Origin of the sequence: Pseudomonas sp. ok266 (assembly GCF_900110195.1) — a bacterium.
Taxonomy (GTDB): Bacteria; Pseudomonadota; Gammaproteobacteria; order Pseudomonadales; family Pseudomonadaceae; genus Aquipseudomonas; species Aquipseudomonas neuropathica.
On sequence record NZ_FOCU01000005.1, the window covers coordinates 415301 to 434311 of the forward strand.

The 19011-nt window shown below is 52.3% G+C and carries 15 protein-coding genes and 1 pseudogene; 9 read left to right on the plus strand and 7 right to left on the minus strand.

Features of this window, described 5'->3' with window-relative positions:
* Positions 1-87: 87 nt before the first annotated feature.
* From BMY54_RS11940 to BMY54_RS11960, 5 genes are all read right to left on the minus strand, one after another.
* Entirely contained in the window at positions 88-1608 is a 1521-nt protein-coding gene (locus tag BMY54_RS11940; RefSeq protein ID WP_093432520.1) for an MFS transporter, read from the minus strand.
* An 11-nt stretch (positions 1609-1619) separates the two neighbouring features.
* Positions 1620-2810, minus strand: coding sequence for an HlyD/EmrA/EmrK family protein (locus tag BMY54_RS11945; protein ID WP_093432522.1), 1191 nt, complete (start codon positions 2808-2810; stop codon positions 1620-1622).
* Positions 2807-4315 carry an efflux transporter outer membrane subunit gene (locus BMY54_RS11950; protein WP_093432524.1) on the minus strand — a complete coding sequence of 503 codons (1509 nt, stop codon included), beginning with the start codon at positions 4313-4315 and terminating at the stop codon, positions 2807-2809. Before BMY54_RS11950 ends, BMY54_RS11945 begins: the two co-directional genes overlap by 4 nt.
* Before the next feature lie 126 nt (positions 4316-4441).
* Complete coding sequence (locus BMY54_RS11955; protein WP_093432526.1) at positions 4442-5062, minus strand: TetR/AcrR family transcriptional regulator; 621 nt, start codon at positions 5060-5062, stop codon at positions 4442-4444.
* 160 nt (positions 5063-5222) lie between these two features.
* Positions 5223-5831 carry an alpha-ketoglutarate-dependent dioxygenase AlkB family protein gene (locus tag BMY54_RS11960; RefSeq protein ID WP_093432608.1) on the minus strand — a complete coding sequence of 203 codons (609 nt, stop codon included), beginning with the start codon at positions 5829-5831 and terminating at the stop codon, positions 5223-5225.
* Positions 5832-5874: 43 nt separating this feature from the next.
* Between BMY54_RS11960 and BMY54_RS30860 the strand changes: the two are divergent.
* The 3 genes and pseudogenes from BMY54_RS30860 to BMY54_RS11970 form a co-directional block, all read left to right on the plus strand.
* Positions 5875-6378: pseudogene (locus BMY54_RS30860) on the plus strand (hypothetical protein); the annotation flags it as partial.
* A gap of 374 nt (positions 6379-6752) precedes the next feature.
* A complete protein-coding gene (locus BMY54_RS11965; RefSeq protein WP_093432529.1) occupies positions 6753-7403 on the plus strand; it encodes a TetR/AcrR family transcriptional regulator in 651 nt (216 codons plus the stop codon).
* Positions 7404-8131: 728 nt separating this feature from the next.
* Positions 8132-9118, plus strand: a complete 987-nt coding sequence (locus BMY54_RS11970) for a MipA/OmpV family protein (RefSeq protein WP_256573878.1) — start codon at positions 8132-8134, stop codon at positions 9116-9118.
* Between the two features lie 212 nt (positions 9119-9330).
* On the opposite strand, the gene BMY54_RS11975 is transcribed toward BMY54_RS11970, so the two are convergent.
* On the minus strand, positions 9331-9750 hold the full coding sequence (locus tag BMY54_RS11975; protein ID WP_093432535.1) for a VOC family protein: 420 nt from the start codon (positions 9748-9750) through the stop codon (positions 9331-9333).
* 313 nt (positions 9751-10063) lie between these two features.
* On the opposite strand from BMY54_RS11975, the gene BMY54_RS11980 reads away from it, so the two are divergent.
* The 6 genes from BMY54_RS11980 to BMY54_RS12005 all read left to right on the plus strand — a co-directional run bounded on the left by BMY54_RS11980 (position 10064) and on the right by BMY54_RS12005 (position 17448).
* Entirely contained in the window at positions 10064-10897 is an 834-nt protein-coding gene (locus BMY54_RS11980) for an HTD2 family dehydratase (protein WP_175559585.1), read from the plus strand.
* A complete protein-coding gene (locus BMY54_RS11985; RefSeq protein WP_093432538.1) occupies positions 10887-12086 on the plus strand; it encodes a CaiB/BaiF CoA transferase family protein in 1200 nt (399 codons plus the stop codon). Before BMY54_RS11980 ends, BMY54_RS11985 begins: the two co-directional genes overlap by 11 nt.
* Positions 12087-12131: 45 nt before the next feature.
* Entirely contained in the window at positions 12132-13670 is a 1539-nt protein-coding gene (locus tag BMY54_RS11990; protein WP_093432541.1) for a 3-hydroxyacyl-CoA dehydrogenase, read from the plus strand.
* Between the two features lie 151 nt (positions 13671-13821).
* The gene (locus tag BMY54_RS11995; RefSeq protein ID WP_093432544.1) at positions 13822-15135 is read left to right on the plus strand and encodes an MFS transporter; all 1314 of its coding nucleotides are present in this window, start codon (positions 13822-13824) and stop codon (positions 15133-15135) included.
* A gap of 37 nt (positions 15136-15172) precedes the next feature.
* Positions 15173-15943: an SDR family NAD(P)-dependent oxidoreductase gene (locus tag BMY54_RS12000; RefSeq protein ID WP_093432547.1), complete on the plus strand. Its 771-nt coding sequence runs from the start codon at positions 15173-15175 to the stop codon at positions 15941-15943.
* 158 nt (positions 15944-16101) lie between these two features.
* On the plus strand, positions 16102-17448 hold the full coding sequence (locus BMY54_RS12005; RefSeq protein ID WP_093432549.1) for an OprD family outer membrane porin: 1347 nt from the start codon (positions 16102-16104) through the stop codon (positions 17446-17448).
* 59 nt (positions 17449-17507) lie between these two features.
* On the opposite strand, the gene BMY54_RS12010 is transcribed toward BMY54_RS12005, so the two are convergent.
* Complete coding sequence (locus BMY54_RS12010) at positions 17508-18308, minus strand: IclR family transcriptional regulator (RefSeq protein ID WP_093432551.1); 801 nt, start codon at positions 18306-18308, stop codon at positions 17508-17510.
* Positions 18309-19011 lie beyond the last annotated feature (703 nt).

A 19011-nucleotide genomic window follows, 5' to 3' on the forward strand; every position in this document is an offset into this window, starting at 1 on the left:
GTTCTGCCTTCGTATACACATGAAACAGCGAACTCTTGATGGTCGAGTTTTATCATGATCTTTGATTGCCAAAGGTTACCGCGGTCGTCACTTGAAGGTCTTCTGCATCATGGAAATGACCAATGCAACACTGGCGACTACGATGACAGCCCAGAAATACTCCATGCTTGCGACCAGGGTTGATTGTTGGTGCAGGGATTGGGCAAGCGTCGATACCGAAATCTGACTGGCTGGGCCCGCACCTGCGGCAGGTGTGAGTGCCTGAGTCAGCAGTTGAGTCTGTTCCAGATAGAGCGGATCGCCTGAACTGAAATGCCCATTGAGATTGTTGTATTGCAGAGTGGTGCGCCATTGCAGGAACAAGGTGGCAACGGTTGTGCCAAGTGCCATGGCAATCTGAGCCAGCATACTTTTGATCTGATAGGCGTGGGCGAACAGCGTGTCATGGTGTGTCACATCGCGAAAGGTTTGCATGGCCGCCGTGGCGAGTACAAGCATCACGAAACAGCCGTTAAGCACCAGTGCAGGCAGGATGTTTGACCACATATTGGCGTCGGGAGTCAGGGATGACAACAACACACCAAAGCAGATCAGGGCGCTGAAGCCCGCTACGAAGAACTTCTTCGGAGCTGGATACTTTGGAATGACGATAGCCATGACGATCCATGTCAACAACGCACCAGCCAAGCCGAAGGCCTGGAACGTACCGATGGTGTCCCAGGAGTAACCCAGTGCCGTTTGCAGGAAATACGGCAAGATGTAGTTGTTACTGCCCAGCACAATGTAGGTGAAGCAGAACAACGCAACCCCGAGGATGTAACGAGACTGCATCAAGTCCTTGACCTTAAGGAAGGGCGCCTCTTTACCGTGTTCGGCGTGGAAGAAGATGTACACGCCCAAGGCGGCGAGCAGTGCGAAGGTGAGGAGGATAAACATCTCGTTGTAAAAATCGTAGTAGGAACGCTGAAGCACATACAGCAGGAAGAAAGTGCTGACGGATAACAACAGGATATTCGCCGGGCTGGAGGGCGTCCGGTCATCCTCGTGAATAGGTATGTTGGGTAAAAAACGTGTGCAGAGAACGGCCGCTACCGATGCACCGACAATCAGTAGCCAGAAGATCGCGTGCCATGTGTCCTCGACGACTACCAGTGATGAAAGAAAGGGCGCCGCTGCCGTGCCAATGGCCAGCCCAGTGGCGAATACTTTTACCCCGACGAATCGCCCGGGACCCGGCGGGAGTAAGTTGACCATTAGTCGCGCAGAGGTCATGAACGATGCGCCGCCCAGCGCCATGACCACGCGGCCGGCGGTGAAGGTGGTGAGGTCACTGCTGACGCCGCACACGCAGGCCCCCAACACGTAAATGCTGATGGAGCCCAGCATGAAGTTACGCCAGCCGAGCCGTTCCACCAACCAGCGTTGTTTTGAGATAACCACCACGGCAATACACGCATAGAGCGCCGCAATCAGCGTGAACTCTTCAGGGCTGGCGTCGATCTCACCGCGGATGGGGGCCGAGGCAAAGGCGATCATGCCGGCCTGTAGATACTCCAATGCGCATAGCAGCCCTACGGTGATCAACAACGCGGCGTTTTTCCGGTACATGAAATACCCCGTCAAGGTTTCAGATGCTTGGCATATTGGCCACGGTCATCGTTGGCGCTGATCACTTGCTCCACAACGTCATTGGCGTCCCTAAGCTCGTTTTCAAAAATATTGGTGCTGTAGGCCGGTTGCGCGGGTGTCTTCTTGTTAAGCACCTGCCCACTGGTGTCGGTGGTATCAACGGACACACGCATGGATAGGCCAAGACGCAGCGGGTTGTCGGCGATTTCCTGCGGTTGCAGGGCGATTCGCACGGGTACGCGCTGGGTCACCTTGATCCAGTTACCTGTCGCGTTCTGGGCAGGCATCAACGAAAACGCGCTTCCGGTGCCCGCATCCAGACCTACGATGGAACCGTGAAATATCACCTTGCGGCTGTAGGCATCGGCACGCAGAACCACAGGTTGGCCGATGCGCAAATCTTGGATCTGCGATTCCTTGAAGTTGGCGTTCACCCACACCTGATCGATTGGCACCACCGACATCAGTGCCACGCCTGGATTGATTCGCTGACCAACCTGCACACTGCGTTTGGTGATTACACCGGTAACCGGCGAGTAGATTTGGCTGCGGTGCAGCGCAATACAGGCATCGCGCAAATTAGCGGCAGCCACCAGCACATCGGGGTGGGTACGTAGTGTCGTATTATCGACCATGGCCAGGCGAATCGCCAGTGCATGCCGGGTACCGTCCAGGCCCGCCAAGGCGTTTTTAAGTACCTCTTCGGCATGGCTAATCTCTTCGCGCGAAACAGCACCGCTGGCGGCAAGCTGACTGCGTCGGCGTACATCATCCTGGGCCTTGTTTACGTCGTTTTGTCGTTGGCTGACTTCAGCCTCCAGTTGTTGCACCTGGTAATACTGGGTGCGCGCCTGGCGTACGGCGCGGGCAAGGTTGGATTTAGCGCGCTCGAATTGGATTTCGGCGTCCACAGCATTGAGCGTGACCAGCGGCGAATGGGCATCGACATGGTCGGTGTTGTCACCACTGATCACCGTCACGGTGCCGCTGACCTGAGAGGTCACCTGAACGATGTTGCCGTCCACATAGGCATCGTCGGTAGATTCGGTACCCAGTCCCAACAGGTACCAGATGCCCAAGGTCGCCATTAACAGCACAATGCCCAGGATCAGCAGCAACTGAGGGCGATAGGAGGCTTTGGGTTGAGCAGGATCGACGGGGGAGGACGTTTGGGTGGTCATGATTTATCAGCTACGGTTGGGAGTGCAGGGGGGGTGGCGGAGAACTCGGGGCGATAGCCACCACCCAGCGCCCGGCTCAAGTTGGCTTGCAGAGAAAGCGCACGGGATTGCAACGCGACCAATTGACTTTTTTGGGTCAGTGTCGCGTTCTCGGTGGCCAGCACTTGCAGGTACGTGGCCAGCCCCGCGCCATAGCGCAGGTTGACCAGATCGGACGCGGCCTGGGCTGTGTTGACCGCCTCGAGTTGTTGGGCCAGTCGTTCTTTTAACCAACGCAACGAAGACAGTTGATCGGCGATGTCACGTAGCGCGTCGATGACGGTCTGGTTGTAGTTTTCAACGGCGAGGTCGTAAGCCGCATCCTGAGCATCCAAATTGCCGCGCAAGCGTCCACCCTCGAAAATCGGCAGGCTGATCGCCGGCGAAAAGCCCAAAATTCTGCTGCTGTGATCGTTGAAGGTGTCGAACGCAAGGCTTTGTAGGCCAATAAAGGACGTAAGGTTCACGTTTGGGTAAAACCGGGCTTTGGCCACATCAATCTCATGCCCCGATGCCTCTACGCGCCAGCGTTGAGCGACCACGTCGGGCCGGTGCCCGATCAGTTCGGCAGGAATATGGCTGGGTAGGGCGATGGTGTTGTTTGCCTGCATGTGGGGCCGGGTGATCGAGCGTCCACGATCAGGTCCCTTGCCCAGTAAGGAGGCGAGCTTGTTCTGGTTCAGCTCAATCACTTCTTTGAGGCCCGCAATGTTGGCCCGGCTGGCGGGCAGCGAGGCTTGGGATTGCTTGATATCAATTTGCGTGCCCAATTCGGCGGTAAAGCGTTGCTGTGTCAGCTTTTCAATTTTGACTTGCTGATCCAGTAACGCCTGAGCAACATCAAGTTGCTCATAAGTGTCCTGCAAGGCGATATAGGTTTGCACGATGGACGTCGATAGCATCAGCGCAGCCGCGTGGCTGTCGACCTCAAGCGCATGTCGACGTCCCACGGCGGCTTCCACGGCAGAACGATTTTTACCCCAGAAATCCAGTTCGTACCCAACATTCAGCGTCGCTTGGTCGACATTTTGCCAGGTGCCTTTGACAGGCGCAGGCGTGGTGCCGTTAGCACTGAAGCGTTCGCGGGTGGTGCTTGCCGCTACGTCAATACGTGGCAACAGCGAGGCGCTTTCGACGGCCTCCAGGGCGCCGGCCTGGTGCACACGAGCGGCGGCCGAGCGCAGTGTTGGACTATCTGCGAGCGCCTCTTCAACCAAAGTGTTGAGCTGCGGATCGTTGAAGCTGGTCCACCAGGTTTCGGTTGGCCAAGCGGCTGGCGATAGCGTGATGCCGCTATTGGCCAGGGTTTCACTGGCATCCCCGGGCGATAGCAGGCTGGACTGGGGCTTCAAGTCACTGAAAGAGCAACCGGCAAGCAGGATCAGCAAGACAGAGGCTGACGCTTGGGCGGCAAAGGGGCGTCTGGATCGCACGTCCGTAAACTCCTCATTTTTTCGACTGTTCATGAACGGTATTCTCTGGGGTAAAGACTGACGTGCAGCAACAAAAGGTGATCGGTTGAAAGCGCGATAAAGCTAATAAAAACTGTCAGTGTCGTTATGGGCAAAAAAAGATCCTGCTCCCCCCATCGACTATCGAACTCTCAAGCCTTTGACGATCACAGCGACCGAATTGTCGATGTCATCAAGATTCTCCAGGTTCGCGGTGACCAGATGCAGCCAAGACATGCCTGTGAGCATTGACACGGCAACCTCCACCGCAGGACCGTCGACAATTTCCCCTGCGTTCACTGCTCTGGCGAATATCTTGCGCAAAGTACGTTCGCGGCGCGGTAGAAACTCTTCTCGGAATTCCGCAATGGCTTTTGAATCCAGCTGAATTTCAATGAAGAAACTGCGAAGGGTTTCCCCGGCGCTTGAGGACCGCCACCAACTCCAAAGCGAGCGCAAATGCTCAATCAAATCCTGTTCCAGATTCCCGGTGTCGGGGGAGGTGACGAAAGTCAACGCTGCGCGCTCGTAAACATCCCTCAACAAAGCGCCTTTACTGCGCCACCATCGATAGATGGTCGGCTTGCTTGACCCGGCGCGCTCGACCAGTGCGTCCATGGTGAACGCCCGATACCCTTGCTCTTCAAGAATAGCGGCGGCCGCTTCCAGAATGGCTTCGGTGCTTTGTGGACTGCGCACCGCGCCAATCGAGGATCGGCTACGTGGTTTGGCAGGCGTGGACTTGGTGGTCTTTTGGGGCATGGGCTTGGCGATGCTCGAAATCGGATGTTTTGTGCTTTGTGGATTCTATAGAAACTGTCAGTGTTTATACAATAGCGTTTTTCCAGGGGCAACGTAGCTAGCTGATGGTCTGAGGGGCCGCTTGTCGGAGGGGCGCGACGATGAGTTGAAAACGTGCAGGCTACGCGAACCGTCTGAACGTCAGGCTGATACGCGGGGTGACCGCAGCGTTGGTTTTCATCAGCGCATGAAGCCAATATTGTTGCGTGTCCCCTCGCATCACGATCAGTTGCCCATGGTGCAAAGCCATTTCCCTACGCTCACCGGAGCTCTTGTGTTTGAAGGCAAACTTTCGAGTTCCCCCCAGACTCAATGACGCGATCACAGCGTGCTCACCCATAGCCTCACTGTCGCTGTGCCATCCCATTCCTTGGGTGCCATCCTCATAACGATTGAGCAAGCACGAGTTGAACGTCGTTGCGGTTAAGCGCTCAACCTGGGCTCTGAGTGAGTCGAGGATTTCGACATCCCATGGCAACGATTGTCTCAGGACACCGGAATGGACGTAGCGCGATGGGGTGTCTGCATACCACGCCACTTGGCGCCTGGTTTCGATGACGTTGCCATTGATGAGCGCCGTATCGGTCTGCCAGGCAATATCTGATATCAGGCGTGAGAAAATAACATCAGCTTCTTTCATACTCAGGACAATGCCGAAATCGTTCACGACACCATTCGAAGGAAGCAGATTTAGATCCTCGGGTCGAGCCAGAAATAGGTCTGCTTGCATGGGGGTGTCCATTCGACGATCAAGAAATTTAAAGCGTGGCTGAGAGTCGGGCGTGCGTCTGGTGGGCTTGGATCCGGCGATGACATTGGTCTACCGTCAGGAGTATCAAAAAGTCCCTGGTCTGTTGACGGTTCCAAAGGTCGAACTGTCCCAAGAATGGCTGCTCGATGGTTTAACCGAAATACCTAGTCAATCGGCAGCTGAATGATACCGTCTACTGGCCCATAGCTCTGAAAAAACCAATGTGCCTGCCCGCAGCATACAATGGGTGGAAGTCTTCCGTCGCGCCAACCTGAAGCTGGCGGTCGAGGCCTCGGGATGTTGTGGCATGTCCGGCGCATACGGCCATGAGGCGCGCAATCAAGAAACCTCCCGAACCATCTTCAATCAATCGTGGCAGAAAAAAACTGGAGGAGGGGCCGGTGCAGGGCCGCTTGCCACTGGCGACTCATGTCGTAGTCAGGTGAAGCGGTTGTCTGACCGGGCGCTGAGAGATCCACTTGAGGTTTTGCTGGAACTGTATCGGAATGATTGGTTTGGCGCTTGAGGTGTGTCCGGTCTTTTCGTCTATACGAAGCTTGAAAGCCATGCCAGCGCACAGTAGCAATGCGTGGATGCTTTAGTTCGCTGCCAAGGCTAGGCATTAAGGTGCTCGAAGAAGAAAATTGAGCGTTCGCGAACCTTCGTAGTCTAGACTGGCCAACTGGCAAGCAGCACCCATTTCGGTTCCACAAGGCGCGCAGAGTCTTCTCACAGCCTCCGATCCGGGGGGCTGACGTACGGTGTAAAGTGTTACGCGCGTGTTCGTTGTCAATGATCCGCAAACTTGATTGAGAGCGGAACGCGGGGAAGCTGCCTACAGCTAAACAACTCCGTCGACACTGTCTGCGCGACGGCCTGACTCTTACATGACACGGCAGTATGAAGAAAACAAATCCGACAGCCCTCCAACTCCAGTCTGAACCAAGGAAGAAAAGGACGCGACTGCTCCCTGAAGTTCGTCGCCAGCAGATTCTCGACGCGGCGCTGATCGAGTTCAATGCATTGGGCTTCACCGGCGCCAGTATCGCCAAGATTGCCGATAGGGCGGGAATCTCGAAGGCGAATGTCTATGTTCATTTCGCTAGCAAGGACGATATGTTCGAAACGCTCCTTGAGCAATTGATGAGCCGCTCGGAACGTAATTGGAGTCAGTTGCAGAATGTCACTAGTGCCGATGACTTTATCGAGCGCCTTATCGACTTTGCCTACGGTGGGCTTACCGATGACACGATTGCGATTGCCCGGCTTCTTATTACCGAAGGCCATCGCGTGCCGCACTTGCTAGCGAAGTGGGAGGCCAAGAACATGCATGGTCGTATGGATCGCCAGGCTCTTATCGATGGCTATGTGGCGGACGGCATAGTGAAATCCAGCCCCTTGACCGACCATTTCAGCCTTGTGATGGCTCCGGTGGTCTATTCGGCAGTGGCCCAAATGGTTATGGGTAAGGATAAAGCGCAAAAGGAAATACAGGCGGTCAAGGATTCACATCGCAAGTTATTGACCCTGCTGTTGCGTCCTAACCAGTAGTGATTAGAGGGAGCTCTCCGAATGAGCGCCCGATGTGATTGCAAGCTAATAGTCGAACGCCGTGGTTTTCCTGTGGCTGGCAGCGATATCAGAAAAACTGATTGATCGTGTTGCGAAAGGCAACAGCAAAGGTGTCGTTACATCGTTCATGATCAAGGTCATAAACGACATCCCTTCATCCTGCAATTCGCAACTGCCCAGACTGCCCAGCGCTAATGGGGAAGCATCTGTAGCGAAGTTCGCTGTCGAGTACCTCGCCTATGCGCGGTCGAAGCGCCCGGCTTTTTCTCTTTAAATGAAATGCCTAACGTTACCTGCTCTCACTGGGGCAGCTCAACCTGCAGATCCGCTTTGGCGGAAGCTGCGTGTCGACAACCTGTTCAACCGTTGAAATCGACAGTGGGTCAATGGAGTGGTCTCGGGCGGCGCGCCGCAACATCAGGTTTAAAATCGGGTGCTTACTGACCGATCGCTCGGTGGTAGAGCTTGCCACTAATGACCGATCGGTCGTTAGTGTGCTTTCTGGCACTTGGAGTTGAAGCTTCCGACCCCGGTTTTGTCGGGCTGCGCAAACTAGTGCACGCACGTTGAGCCAGGACAGTCGCAATCCCGCAACCCAGACAAGTGGCATGCAGGCTGAAGTAGGAGAAGAAGCGAAGCGCCGCAAATGCGGTACTGGTACTTAGCCGCATAGGAGCTTTTCTTAGGTCCCTTGAATGATTTGATGGGTGTTCTACAGCGCCTTCCGATCTCCGGTCAGGCCTTTTCAATATTCTTCTTCGGACGACTCGATCGTGTCATCACATGCTTTCCCTGCATTTCCGTCCAATCCCGTTCGCACTCTACCCGTGGTGCTGGCAATCCTTGCTGCCGGTGGCTTGTCCATGGCGTCTGCGTCGGCGCAGACCACGGGCACCATGACAAAGTCGTATGGCGAGGGCCGGGTGGAAACCGAAAGCAGCGATTCAAAGTGGGCCGTTGGGTTCGCCGGCGGCATGAACTATCGGGTCTATCGTTATTTTGACGACAAGGTACGCGGCTTTCCGACGGTGACCTACGAGGGCGAATATGTTCACGTATTCGGTTCTGGCGTGGACGTGAAGCTGCCATCGGTAGGGCCTGTGACGTTCCGACTGCGCGGAAAATACATCAGCGAAGGCTACGAATCAGGTGACTCCCCTTTTCTTCGAGACATGAGTGATCGCGATAGTAGTTTCTGGGTAGGCGGTGTTGCTACCTGGAGAACTGATTTGGTCAGATTGTCAGCCGAAGTTCTTACAGACGCCATGAGTAACAGCAAAGGATCTCGTGCAAAATTGCAGATTGATCGTCGATTCGCTGCTGCAGCGTTCGGCTTTACGCCGCGGTTGGCAACCGAATGGGTCGACAGCAACTATGTGGACTACTACTACGGCGTAATGGCGAGTGAAGTGATTGCTGGGCGCCCGGGCTACCAGGGCGCTTCCACAGTTAATACCGAGGCAGGTATACGTATCGATTGGCGCCCGGCTCTTAATCACTCCGTGTTCTTTGACCTGGGCGCCACCCGAATGGGAGGGGCGATCAAAGATAGTCCATTGGTTAAAAGGACACCCAGTACGGTGTCGGATTCAGCTATTTTTATCGCTTCTGATCTGAGTGAAATAGCGCAGGGCGGCTGGTCTGGTTCCAGGTCGGAAAATTCGGAATTTGGCCACCGCCCTAAGCGCTTTTGACGATTCAATAATCGGTTGCCAATATGATCCTTCCTTGATGGTGCATTGGCCTTAGGCCAGAGGAACGATCAGCTCGGAATCTCAGTCAATCGACTCTGATGAAACTACTGGAAGACCGCCGAATTTGTGGCACCAACAAAGAAGCCCGCGATGCCCCAAACATTAAGAATGTGAAGGGGCACGACGGGCTTTCTGGTAGCAGCTGGTATCGTTTATTTGGTTATTGGCTGATGCACTTCGATGATGTTGCCATCCGGGTCTTGCAAGAAGATCTGGTACCAATTCGCCATGGCCCAAACCCCGTAATCCGCATACGGAATGTTCAGCTCTTCGAGGCGTTTCTTGAAGCCTTCAATATCGTCCGTCCGAAAGCAGAAGTGACCGCTGTGCAGAGGATTGATGGCTTGCTTCATGCGGAAGCTCAGGTCGATGTCCTTGGTCGCCAAGTGGAACTCGACTGCGCCATCAGTCACGAAATCTACTTCCGCGCTGTAACCATGGGCTGTGTCGGTGTTGCAGCGCACGTGCTCTTCGTCCTCGATGCGGTCGAGGTCAAAAATGGAGCGATAAAACGACGAGAGGCGAGTGACGTTTTCCGAGCAGAGGTTCATGTGATGGAAATGAAATTTCATGGCTGATCCTTCGAATTGTATTTGGAGGTAAGGGGCTCATGCCTTGTACGTCCCGCGTCCTGAGGCGTCTGCGGGACGGCTACGGCTGTGCTGACCGATGGCTGATTGCTCCCTCGGAGCTGAGTCGGCGACGGCCTGCGGAGTCATCATACACGCATTCAAATATGAAATAAAAGATTCGTATGTGATTTTGTGCGAGGCTTTCACTTTACATTCCCAATATAGTTTGTGATAGGATTTGCCCACACAATAACAATTTCACTGGCGCAACCATGTTAAGCGGGTTTGCTCCAGGTATAGAAGGATGAACTCCATGCGTGAAGAATCCATTCAGGCTTCGGGTAGGCTGGAAAGCTGCTCTCTCAGCACCGTGCGTCGTGTGGCGTCCATGCTGGATCTGTCTTCAGAGGATTTTGTAGAGGGCATGCCAATCCCTAGCGGCTGGCATTTTCCGCTCTTGGGCGCGGATACACGCAGATCGCAATTGCGCGGGGACGGTTTTCCAGGGCTAGGTATTACGCTTCCTGAGCTGGGGCTTCCCCGATTGCTGCAATCTGGACGCTCAGTGACCTTCCGTGGGGATATTCCGATTGGCGCCAATGTCATCCGCCATAGCTCAATGGCTAGCCTTGAAAGGAAAAGTACTCGTTCAGGCGAGATCGCTATAGCGGTCATCGAGCATCAGTTAATTGTCGCTGGCGAGTCGGAACCAGCGATCAGCGAAACTCAGACATTCTTTTTAATGCCCGCAAGCACCGAGCGGCCTTCGTATGACGGCGTGGAGGAGCCTGTCACTCCGAGTCGCCAGAAAATCCTCACCCCAGATGACACATTGCTATTCCAATACTCCGCCCTGGGATTCAATTCGCACAAAATCCATCTCGACCGAGCGTATGCACAAGAGGTCGAGGGATTTCCGGATCTCGTTGTGAATGGCGGCCTGACGACATTATTGCTGACAGAGTTCTTGCGCTCGGAACTGAAGGTCAAGCCTAAGCAGCTTAAGATCAAGTATACGGCGCCGTTGTTCAGTGGCCGCAGCTTGACCATCGCGGAAGATAGCCAAAGCGACGTCCTGACCATCAAAGTGTTCAACAGCTACGGTAAGTTGGCTGCGGAGATGGAGGTGCAAGCTTATGAGTATTAAGCCCCTCAAAGGTATCCGCGTATTGGATCTCACCAGCGTTGTTGTTGGCCCTGCGTGTTCTTCGCGGCTTGCCCAATATGGTGCAGAGATAATCAAAGTGGAAAGTCCCGAGGGAGACCTCATGCGAGGGCTTGGTGGGGCTTCACCGACTGGTCAACATTCGGGCACTTACCTTCATTTGAATCGCGGCAAGCGCAATATCTGCCTCAACTTGAAACAGGCCGGCGCTCGGGAAGTGATAGATAGGCTTGTTAAGACTGCCGATGTGGTAATTGCCAATATGAGGCCACAAGCGTTGGTCAAGTTGGGAATCGACTCAGAAAGCATTTTGCGCGAGTACCCAGACAAGATTTATTGCCTTATTACAGGATATGGCACAGACGGGCCATATGCTGGTGAACCAACGTACGACAGTGTTATTCAGGCGGCTACCGGCATGACAGGCCTCTCACTCGCACGAGACGGCGTGCCACGGTACGTTCCGATGCTGATTTGTGACCATGTCGTTGGGGAAATTGCTGCGGGCTCAATTCTGTCTGCGTTGTACTACCGCAGAGAGACGGGAAAAGGCGCCAGCCTCGAAATTCCAATGTTCGAAACAATGTCTGCATTTGTTCTACAGGAGCATTTGGCGCAACAGAGTTTCGACCCCCCAGTAGGCCCCGGTGGTGACCAAAGGCTTTTGAGCACTCACAACAAGCCGGTACAAACTGCCGATGGCTGGATTTCATTTACGGTCAACACCGACGGGCAAGTCAGAGCGTTTTTAGGAACTGTGGGCAAAACGGATCTCATTGGTGATCAGCGATTCTCCACTGTCGCTGGGCGTGCGGAAAATGTGAAAGAGTGGTTCGAAATTCGAGGCGCGCCATTACTGGAAAAAACAACAGTCGAATGGTTGGCTGATTTCCGAGCTGCCGATATAGCCGCTAAGCCATGCCATACCCTGGAGACGCTACCTAAAGATCCTCACCTCCAAGCAGTTGGCCTTATTAACTATGAGATGCATCCCACGGAAGGTAAGACCGCGTGGATACGATCCACGGTCAATTTCAACGGAAATTACTTGGATGCTGGTACCCCAAGTCAGCCTAAGGGCTGGGAAACGAGAAGGCTGCTCGAGGAGCTAGGTTTTGCTTTTGAGGCCATCGAGGATCTAGTTTCAACCGGCGCAGCCTTGGCTGTTTAAGACGCTTGGCGAGTACCGAATATAATAAGACCTGAAGGTGTAGCGATGAACAGATCACAGGCAAGAACTATCAATACATTAGGAGTCGTCGGCGCAGGCGCAATGGGTCGAGGAATTGCTCAAATCGCAGCAGTCGCAGGCATTAAGGTTTTTGTTTTTGATGCCAATCTCGATGCGGTTAAGGCCGCACATGATCACATCTGCCTGATGCTAGATAAGCTCCAGGCCAAGGGAAAGCTGCCGGGGAAAAATGCGGAGGCAGCTAAATCCTGTATACATCCAGCGGCCACGATTGCTGAGTTGGCCGGCTGTGACGTTGTAATTGAAGCGGTCGTGGAGCGCCTTAACGTAAAGCAGGAAATTTTTCAGGCCCTCGAAGAGGTCGTCTCTGAAAGCTGTATTTTGGCAACCAACACCTCATCGCTTTCCGTTACGGAAATAGCCAGTGCATGTGTCCGCCCGGCCAGGGTCATTGGATTCCACTTTTTCAACCCTGTGCCACTGATGAAAGTCGTTGAAGTCATCGATGGCCTGCACACCGCCCCGGCTTTTTCTGATGATTTGATGGCCTTTGCGCAAGTTCTGGGTCATACGCCCGTACGCGCCAAAGACATGCCGGGTTTCATTGTGAACCACGCTGGTCGAGCGATGAACACCGAGGGCCTTAAGATTCTGGGCGAGGGAGTAGCTACTCCTGAGCAGATCGACGCAATCATGCGTCAGCAGGCTGGGTTCAAGCTGGGCCCATTTGAGCTTCTCGACCTTACTGCGCTCGACGTTTCGCAGCCGGTCATGGAGTCGATCTACCACCAGTTCTATGAAGAACCCCGCTTTCGGCCTTCTCCGATAGCTCGTGTCAGGCTCGCTGGGGGATTAGTTGGCCGCAAAAGCGGTAGAGGCTTCTACAGCTATGAGGAAGGCAAGCAGAGTGTTTCCGAGGAAGAGCCCGTACCCACCTTGCTTCCTCAGAAGGTATGGGTAAGTAACCGATATCCTGCGGCTGCGGAGCGTGTGATCACTCTGGTCAGGAATGCGGGAGTTGAGGTTGATGACGGACTTCATCCCAGTCCTGATTCCCTGATTGTCATAACACCGTTCGGTTCGGATGCCACGGCTGCAGCTGTTGAGGAGGGCCTGGATGCGACTCGCGTTGTTGCGATAGATGTTTTATATCCTTTGACTCAAGGAAAAAGAAGAACCTTGATGACCACTCCGGCGACCCATAGGTCTGCCAAGAATGAAGGTCACGCGCTTTTCGGGTTTGATGAATCCCCAGTCACTGTTATCAAAGACTCTACGGGTTTTGTGGCTCAACGCATTGTGGCTCTGATTGTGAATATCGGATGCGATATTGCTCAACAGGGCATCGCCTCTCCATCCGATATTGACCTTGCTGTAGAACTGGGGCTCGGCTATCCGATGGGCCCATTTGAACTCGGCGATCACTTTGGGCCCAGAATCATCTTGGAGATCTTAACAAACATTCAGCGCGGGCTCGGTGATCCTCGCTATCGACCATCTCCTTGGCTGACCAGGCGCGCTTCATTAGAACTCTCACTTCGGCATGAAGAGCGAATCACCTGATCAGCTGTTTGGTCGCTCCGTTGGCAGGTCACTAATAATATCTCGCAAGGAAGTTATATTCTTTTAGCAGAGCATTCTGCATTAAAATTTTCGTGCTAAGTCAGTAGAAGCATAGGTCAGAATAAAACTAAAATAATTACAAGAGGTTTTTATGAAAGAAGCTACTTTGGATCAGGCTGAAACCAAGCCAGAAAGCTCTATGGCGATACGGGCAACGATAGCCAGTTCTGTCGGTGCCGCGCTGGAGTGGATAGACTTCGCAGCATATGGTGCTGTTGCGGCAACAATATTCCCTAAATTATTCTTTTCGGCTATGGATCCCAATATGGGCATTCTGGCAGCCTTCATTACCTTTGGTATTGGTTTTTTCGCCAGACCATTAGGCGGGCTGTTCTTTGGTATGCTCGGGGACAAAATCGGACGCAAGAATATTCTTCTTTATACCTTGTGTTTGATGGGGGGGGCTTCGTTCCTAATCGGTTGTCTTCCGACTTATCAAACAATAGGGATAGCCGCCCCCATCTTTCTAGTCTTGTTACGCTTCATGCAAGGATTCGCTCTAGGCGGTGAAGCTACCGGCGCCCAATTGATGACGATGGAGCACGCGCCTAAAGAAAAGCGTGGTCTCTATGGGTCATTCATTAACATCGGCTCATCATTTAGTTCCGCCTGTGCTAATGGAATGATGTTCGCTCTTATCGCCATCATGGGTATCGTGGAATTTGAGTCTTGGGGATGGCGTATTCCGTTCTGGATGAGTTTCCTGTTGGTTATCGTGGGGGTGTACATCCGGATGCGGGTAACTGAGACCCCGGCATTCCAAAAGGCTCAGAATAAAGGCGTGACTGAAAAGGTTTCCGCGTTTGAGGTATTCAAGCAGTATCCGAAAACCATTCTGCGGCTTTTGGTTATCTGGTGTGCTCCAACCGCTTGCTTCTATGTTATTACCGTATTTTCGCTCAGCTATCTCACCAAAAATCTAGGCATGGATAGTCAAAGTGCGTTTCTATGCTTGGCTGGTGCAAATCTTCTAGCAGTAGTAATGGTGGTCTCAGGTGGAGCACTGAGTGACCGGTATGGTCGCAAACCAGTCATGCTGTTTTCCTCAGTAATGATGCTGATTGTATCGCTACTCTATTTTTCGCTCCTTGATACGAAAAACTGGTACATCATCTTTGCTGCCATGGCCATGTTTGTAGGCTTCCTTCAGATTCAGTCAGGAGTACAGCCTGCTTTCTTTGCCGAGCCCTTTCCAACGAAGGTTCGTTACTCTGGGTCTGCTGCGGCTTATACCGGCGCCAATCTAGTTGCAGGTGGGCCTACGCCATTTGTCGTAGCTTGGTTGCTGCAAAATAGTGGTGGATCAACTTTGCCCGTAACGATCTTCTGCGGAGTAATCATCAGTGTCGCGCTCATTGCGATTATCTGTAGCCCAGAGACTCGTCACCTGGAAATGTCACGTTAGATTCGTATACAGTAACTTATTTCTCGGAGCTTAAATAATGATCCTTAAAGGCAAAGTTTGTGTCATCGTTGGCGCGGCTTCATTACGTGGCATTGGGTACGCGGCTGCTGGTCTGTTTGCAAGTCAAGGTGCGATCGTAGTAGTAGTTGATCTGGCAATGAATGATGATATTGCCTCCACAATCAAACATTCCATTGAAGAAAAATATGGAATCGACAGTGTATTGGTTGGCCGTAAATGCGACATATCAAGCGCAGCTGAGTGTCTGGGGCTTGTAGACGGTGTGATTAGCCAATTTGGCAAGATTGACGCTTTGGTCAATTGCGCAGGTATTGTGCAGTCACTCTCTGTCTTATCCATAAGTGAGGCTGACTTTGATCGGATGATCAGTGTCAACCTGAAGGGAGCCTTCAACCTCGCCAAAGAGACACTTCGAGTGATGAAGCCTCAAGGTTTCGGTTCCATCGTGAACGTGGCTTCTGTGGCTGCCCAGCGGGGAGGCGGTTTGGTGGGGGGAGCCCATTATGCCGCTTCTAAGGGTGGTGTTATTAGCTTGACCAAGACCATCGCCAGGGAGTTCGGAGTTGACGGAATCAGGGCTAATACTGTCTGCCCATCCATGACCGAGACAGGGATGATTGATGGCATGAGTCCTGAGAAGTATCAGGAGATTGTAGCCGCTATTCCTTTGCAACGAGCTGGGCACGCTGAAGATATCGCGGGTGCATGTCTGTTCCTTGCTTCCGACTTTTCTTCATACATCACGGGTACAACCCTTGATGTTAACGGTGGGAGTCATATTCACTAAGTTTTTCTAGTTATATCTTCGGGCTCGTCTTAGAGAAGTTGTCTTGGATCTATTAACTTGTCGTTGACGTATCGTTAGCGTAGGAGTTGGCTGTGTGCATAGCTAGCCAGCTCCCATTCTGCCATTAAAACAAAAATAAAATTAAAGAGGCAATACCAATGAAGAAAACCAAGGCGGTTTTGGCTGCGTCTATATCTTTACTGAGCTTTAATAGCTTGGGGGCGGGCTTTTTTGAAGATGCAAAGTCTTCAGTTGGTCTACGCACTCTCTACTACGAAAACGACATTCGTGAAACAGGCGGTGTGGATCAGCGCCAAACTGCACAAGGCGTCAGAGTAGACTATCTTTCGGGGTTCACGGAGGGCACAGTAGGGTTCGGTTTAGACGTTCAGGCCCTTTTAGGTTTGAATTTAGACGGCGGCTTCGATAACGAATCAGCTTCCACAGTGAATACGGTGACGCCCGTTAAATCTGATGGCTCTCCTGTCGACAGCTGGGGGCGATTGGGCGGAAACGCCAAAGTAAGAATATCAAAGACAGAGTTAAAGCTAGGCAATGCCCTCGCCCCCAATTTGCCAATTCTTGTTACGAATAACTCGCGAGTTATGCCGCAGGCTTTTGAAGGCGGGGTAATAAATTACAAAGAGTTTGATGGTCTAAATTTGGTAGGGGGAAAGATAACCAATGGAAGTAGCCGGGCTTCAAGTAACTATTCCGCCCTTGGGGTGAGTGGAGGATCTCGGGGTTCGAATAGTTTTGTTTTTTTCGGTGGCGACTGGACTCCTAGAAAAGACTTGTTATTGCAGTATTATCACTCCAAGCTTGAGAATTACTACGTACAAGACTTCTTTGGTCTGGTTTACACTTATCAAATTGTGCCTGGCCAGTCTTTGAAGGCGGACTTGCGGTATTTTGATAATGGTTCAGATGGTAAGGTTGGAGCTGGTGGTTACATTTTCAATAACGCTGGTGGATTTGCTAGTAAGCCTGGCGAGGTCGATAATAAAACTTGGTCGGCAATGTTCACATACACCTTGGGTAGCAGTGCGTTAATGCTTGGTTATCAGAGTGTTAGCGATGATGGTGCCATGGTGTATGTGAGTTCTGGTAATGTGAGGGATGGAAATAATAATCTGGAGGGGCAGGGCGGTGCTAGCGTCTACTTGTTTACCGACGCTATGGCCAACACTTTCGTTCGGGCGGGCGAAAATACGACGTTTGGACAGTATTCATATGATTTTGCAGCAAACGGCTTGCCGGGATTAAAAGCTTACTTTACATACCTCAAGGGAGAGAATATCAAAGATAGAGCCGGCAATGGTCAAAAGTATAGTGAGTGGGAGCGCGATATGCGGGTGGACTACGTTGTTCAATCTGGGGTTTTAAAGGACTTTGGTGTGTCTCTGATGCGAGGAAACTTCAGGACGGAGATACCCGGCAGTCAAGGTGGGGCGGATATCGACCAAACACGACTTTATCTAAATTACACTTACTCTTTCAAATAGTTACCTGTGACTAGGCAAGTCCAATGCTGGGCTTGCCTTCATTAATTGTAGGACGGGGGTCACGATTTCTTTTGGCTTCCGCCGATCCTGCTGGACAGTAGTTTAGCCGCTTCCTCTAATGCGCTTTGTACCTCAGCTACTGACTTCCGCCGGCTTTGATCAATTCGTTCTGCATATGGAACTGTCAATGCAGCAATAGCGTGGTTTTGAGAGTCCAATATTGGAAAGCTAACTGCATACAAGCCGCGAACTTGGATACTGTGTGCCGATTCATACCCGCTTTTTTCAATGCGATCCAATACGATATTTAATTGTGGGTCTTCATGTTCAGGGCTCCGTGCCAAGGATTCCTCAATTCGTAGATCTCGAACGCCCTTATCCTGGAACGCTAGGAGAACCCTGCCGGACGCAGAGACAATGACGTCAAGCTCCGCTCCGACCCTTACACTGAACCCCATTCCGCTAGGCACGTCCACCTTGGCGATGACCATTTGTTTCCCTTGGCCATAAACAGTGAGATGACAGGACTGGTCTAGCTCGCTTGATAGCTTATGCATAATGGGTCTTGCTTCATTGAGAAGACGATGCGTCGGGGGGTTCTTATGTGCCAGCTCAAATATTTTATTGGTGATGCTGTATGTGTCTTCGACTAATGTTACATAGTTCCGCCCGACAAGACAGTTTATCATTCGATAAACTTCACCCACGCTTCTGCCCAGTTTTTGCGCTATTTCACGTTGGGATAGAGGCTGATCTGTGGCGCATAGCATTTCCAGAATATCTAGCCCTTTTTCTAATGCGGGGGCCGCATAGGCTTTGCTTTCGGACTCTGAGCTTTTACTTGTGATGTCTTCTTTCATCTTCCATTCGCCTGATGCATCTTTTCGGGGCCAAAGGGCATGTTCCGGTTTTTCTTGCAATGGAAACTATTATACATCGTAACGATATGGCTGGTATATGAGCTGGAGTGCTGATTTAACTTTGGGTTTTAGTCGTGCCTGGTAGTGGGCAGGGTTCAGCTCGTTTCGTGCTCTGATAGCCTCTTGCGAAGAATGAATTCCAATCCTTTTAAGGGAGAGCCGAAGAGCTGGGAGTCGCCGCTCCTCGCCTGTCGAGGTTTGAGTACCAGACGCCGGTATTGAGCTAGACTAGGAGCAGTTACCGGACGGAATATCGAGACTTCAGGCCCTCGTACTTAGCCCGGGCCTTTCCTGAATACCCCCCTAATTCCGATGTGGCGCAGGTGGGACAGGTGTCGATTGTTCTTCATGCCGCATGAAGAAGCCGAGGTAATAGTGACTGATACGGTATTGAACAGGCGGTCTGACTGCCCTGTGCTCCAGATCTACCCCGGCGACCCTGGAAGCACGTTCAGCACTTCTAAATCTCCCGGGCGTCACCCTTTTGACCTCAGTAAACCGACAAATTACAGGTCACCAGGTCAAACGACAGAAGGCAAGTGATTGCGTCTTATGTGGCACCCGATCAAATTTGTTTGGGGCGTATATCGCCATTCGTTATTGATTGGAGAGGCAAAGTAATAGGCTGTTCCAGCTCTATGGT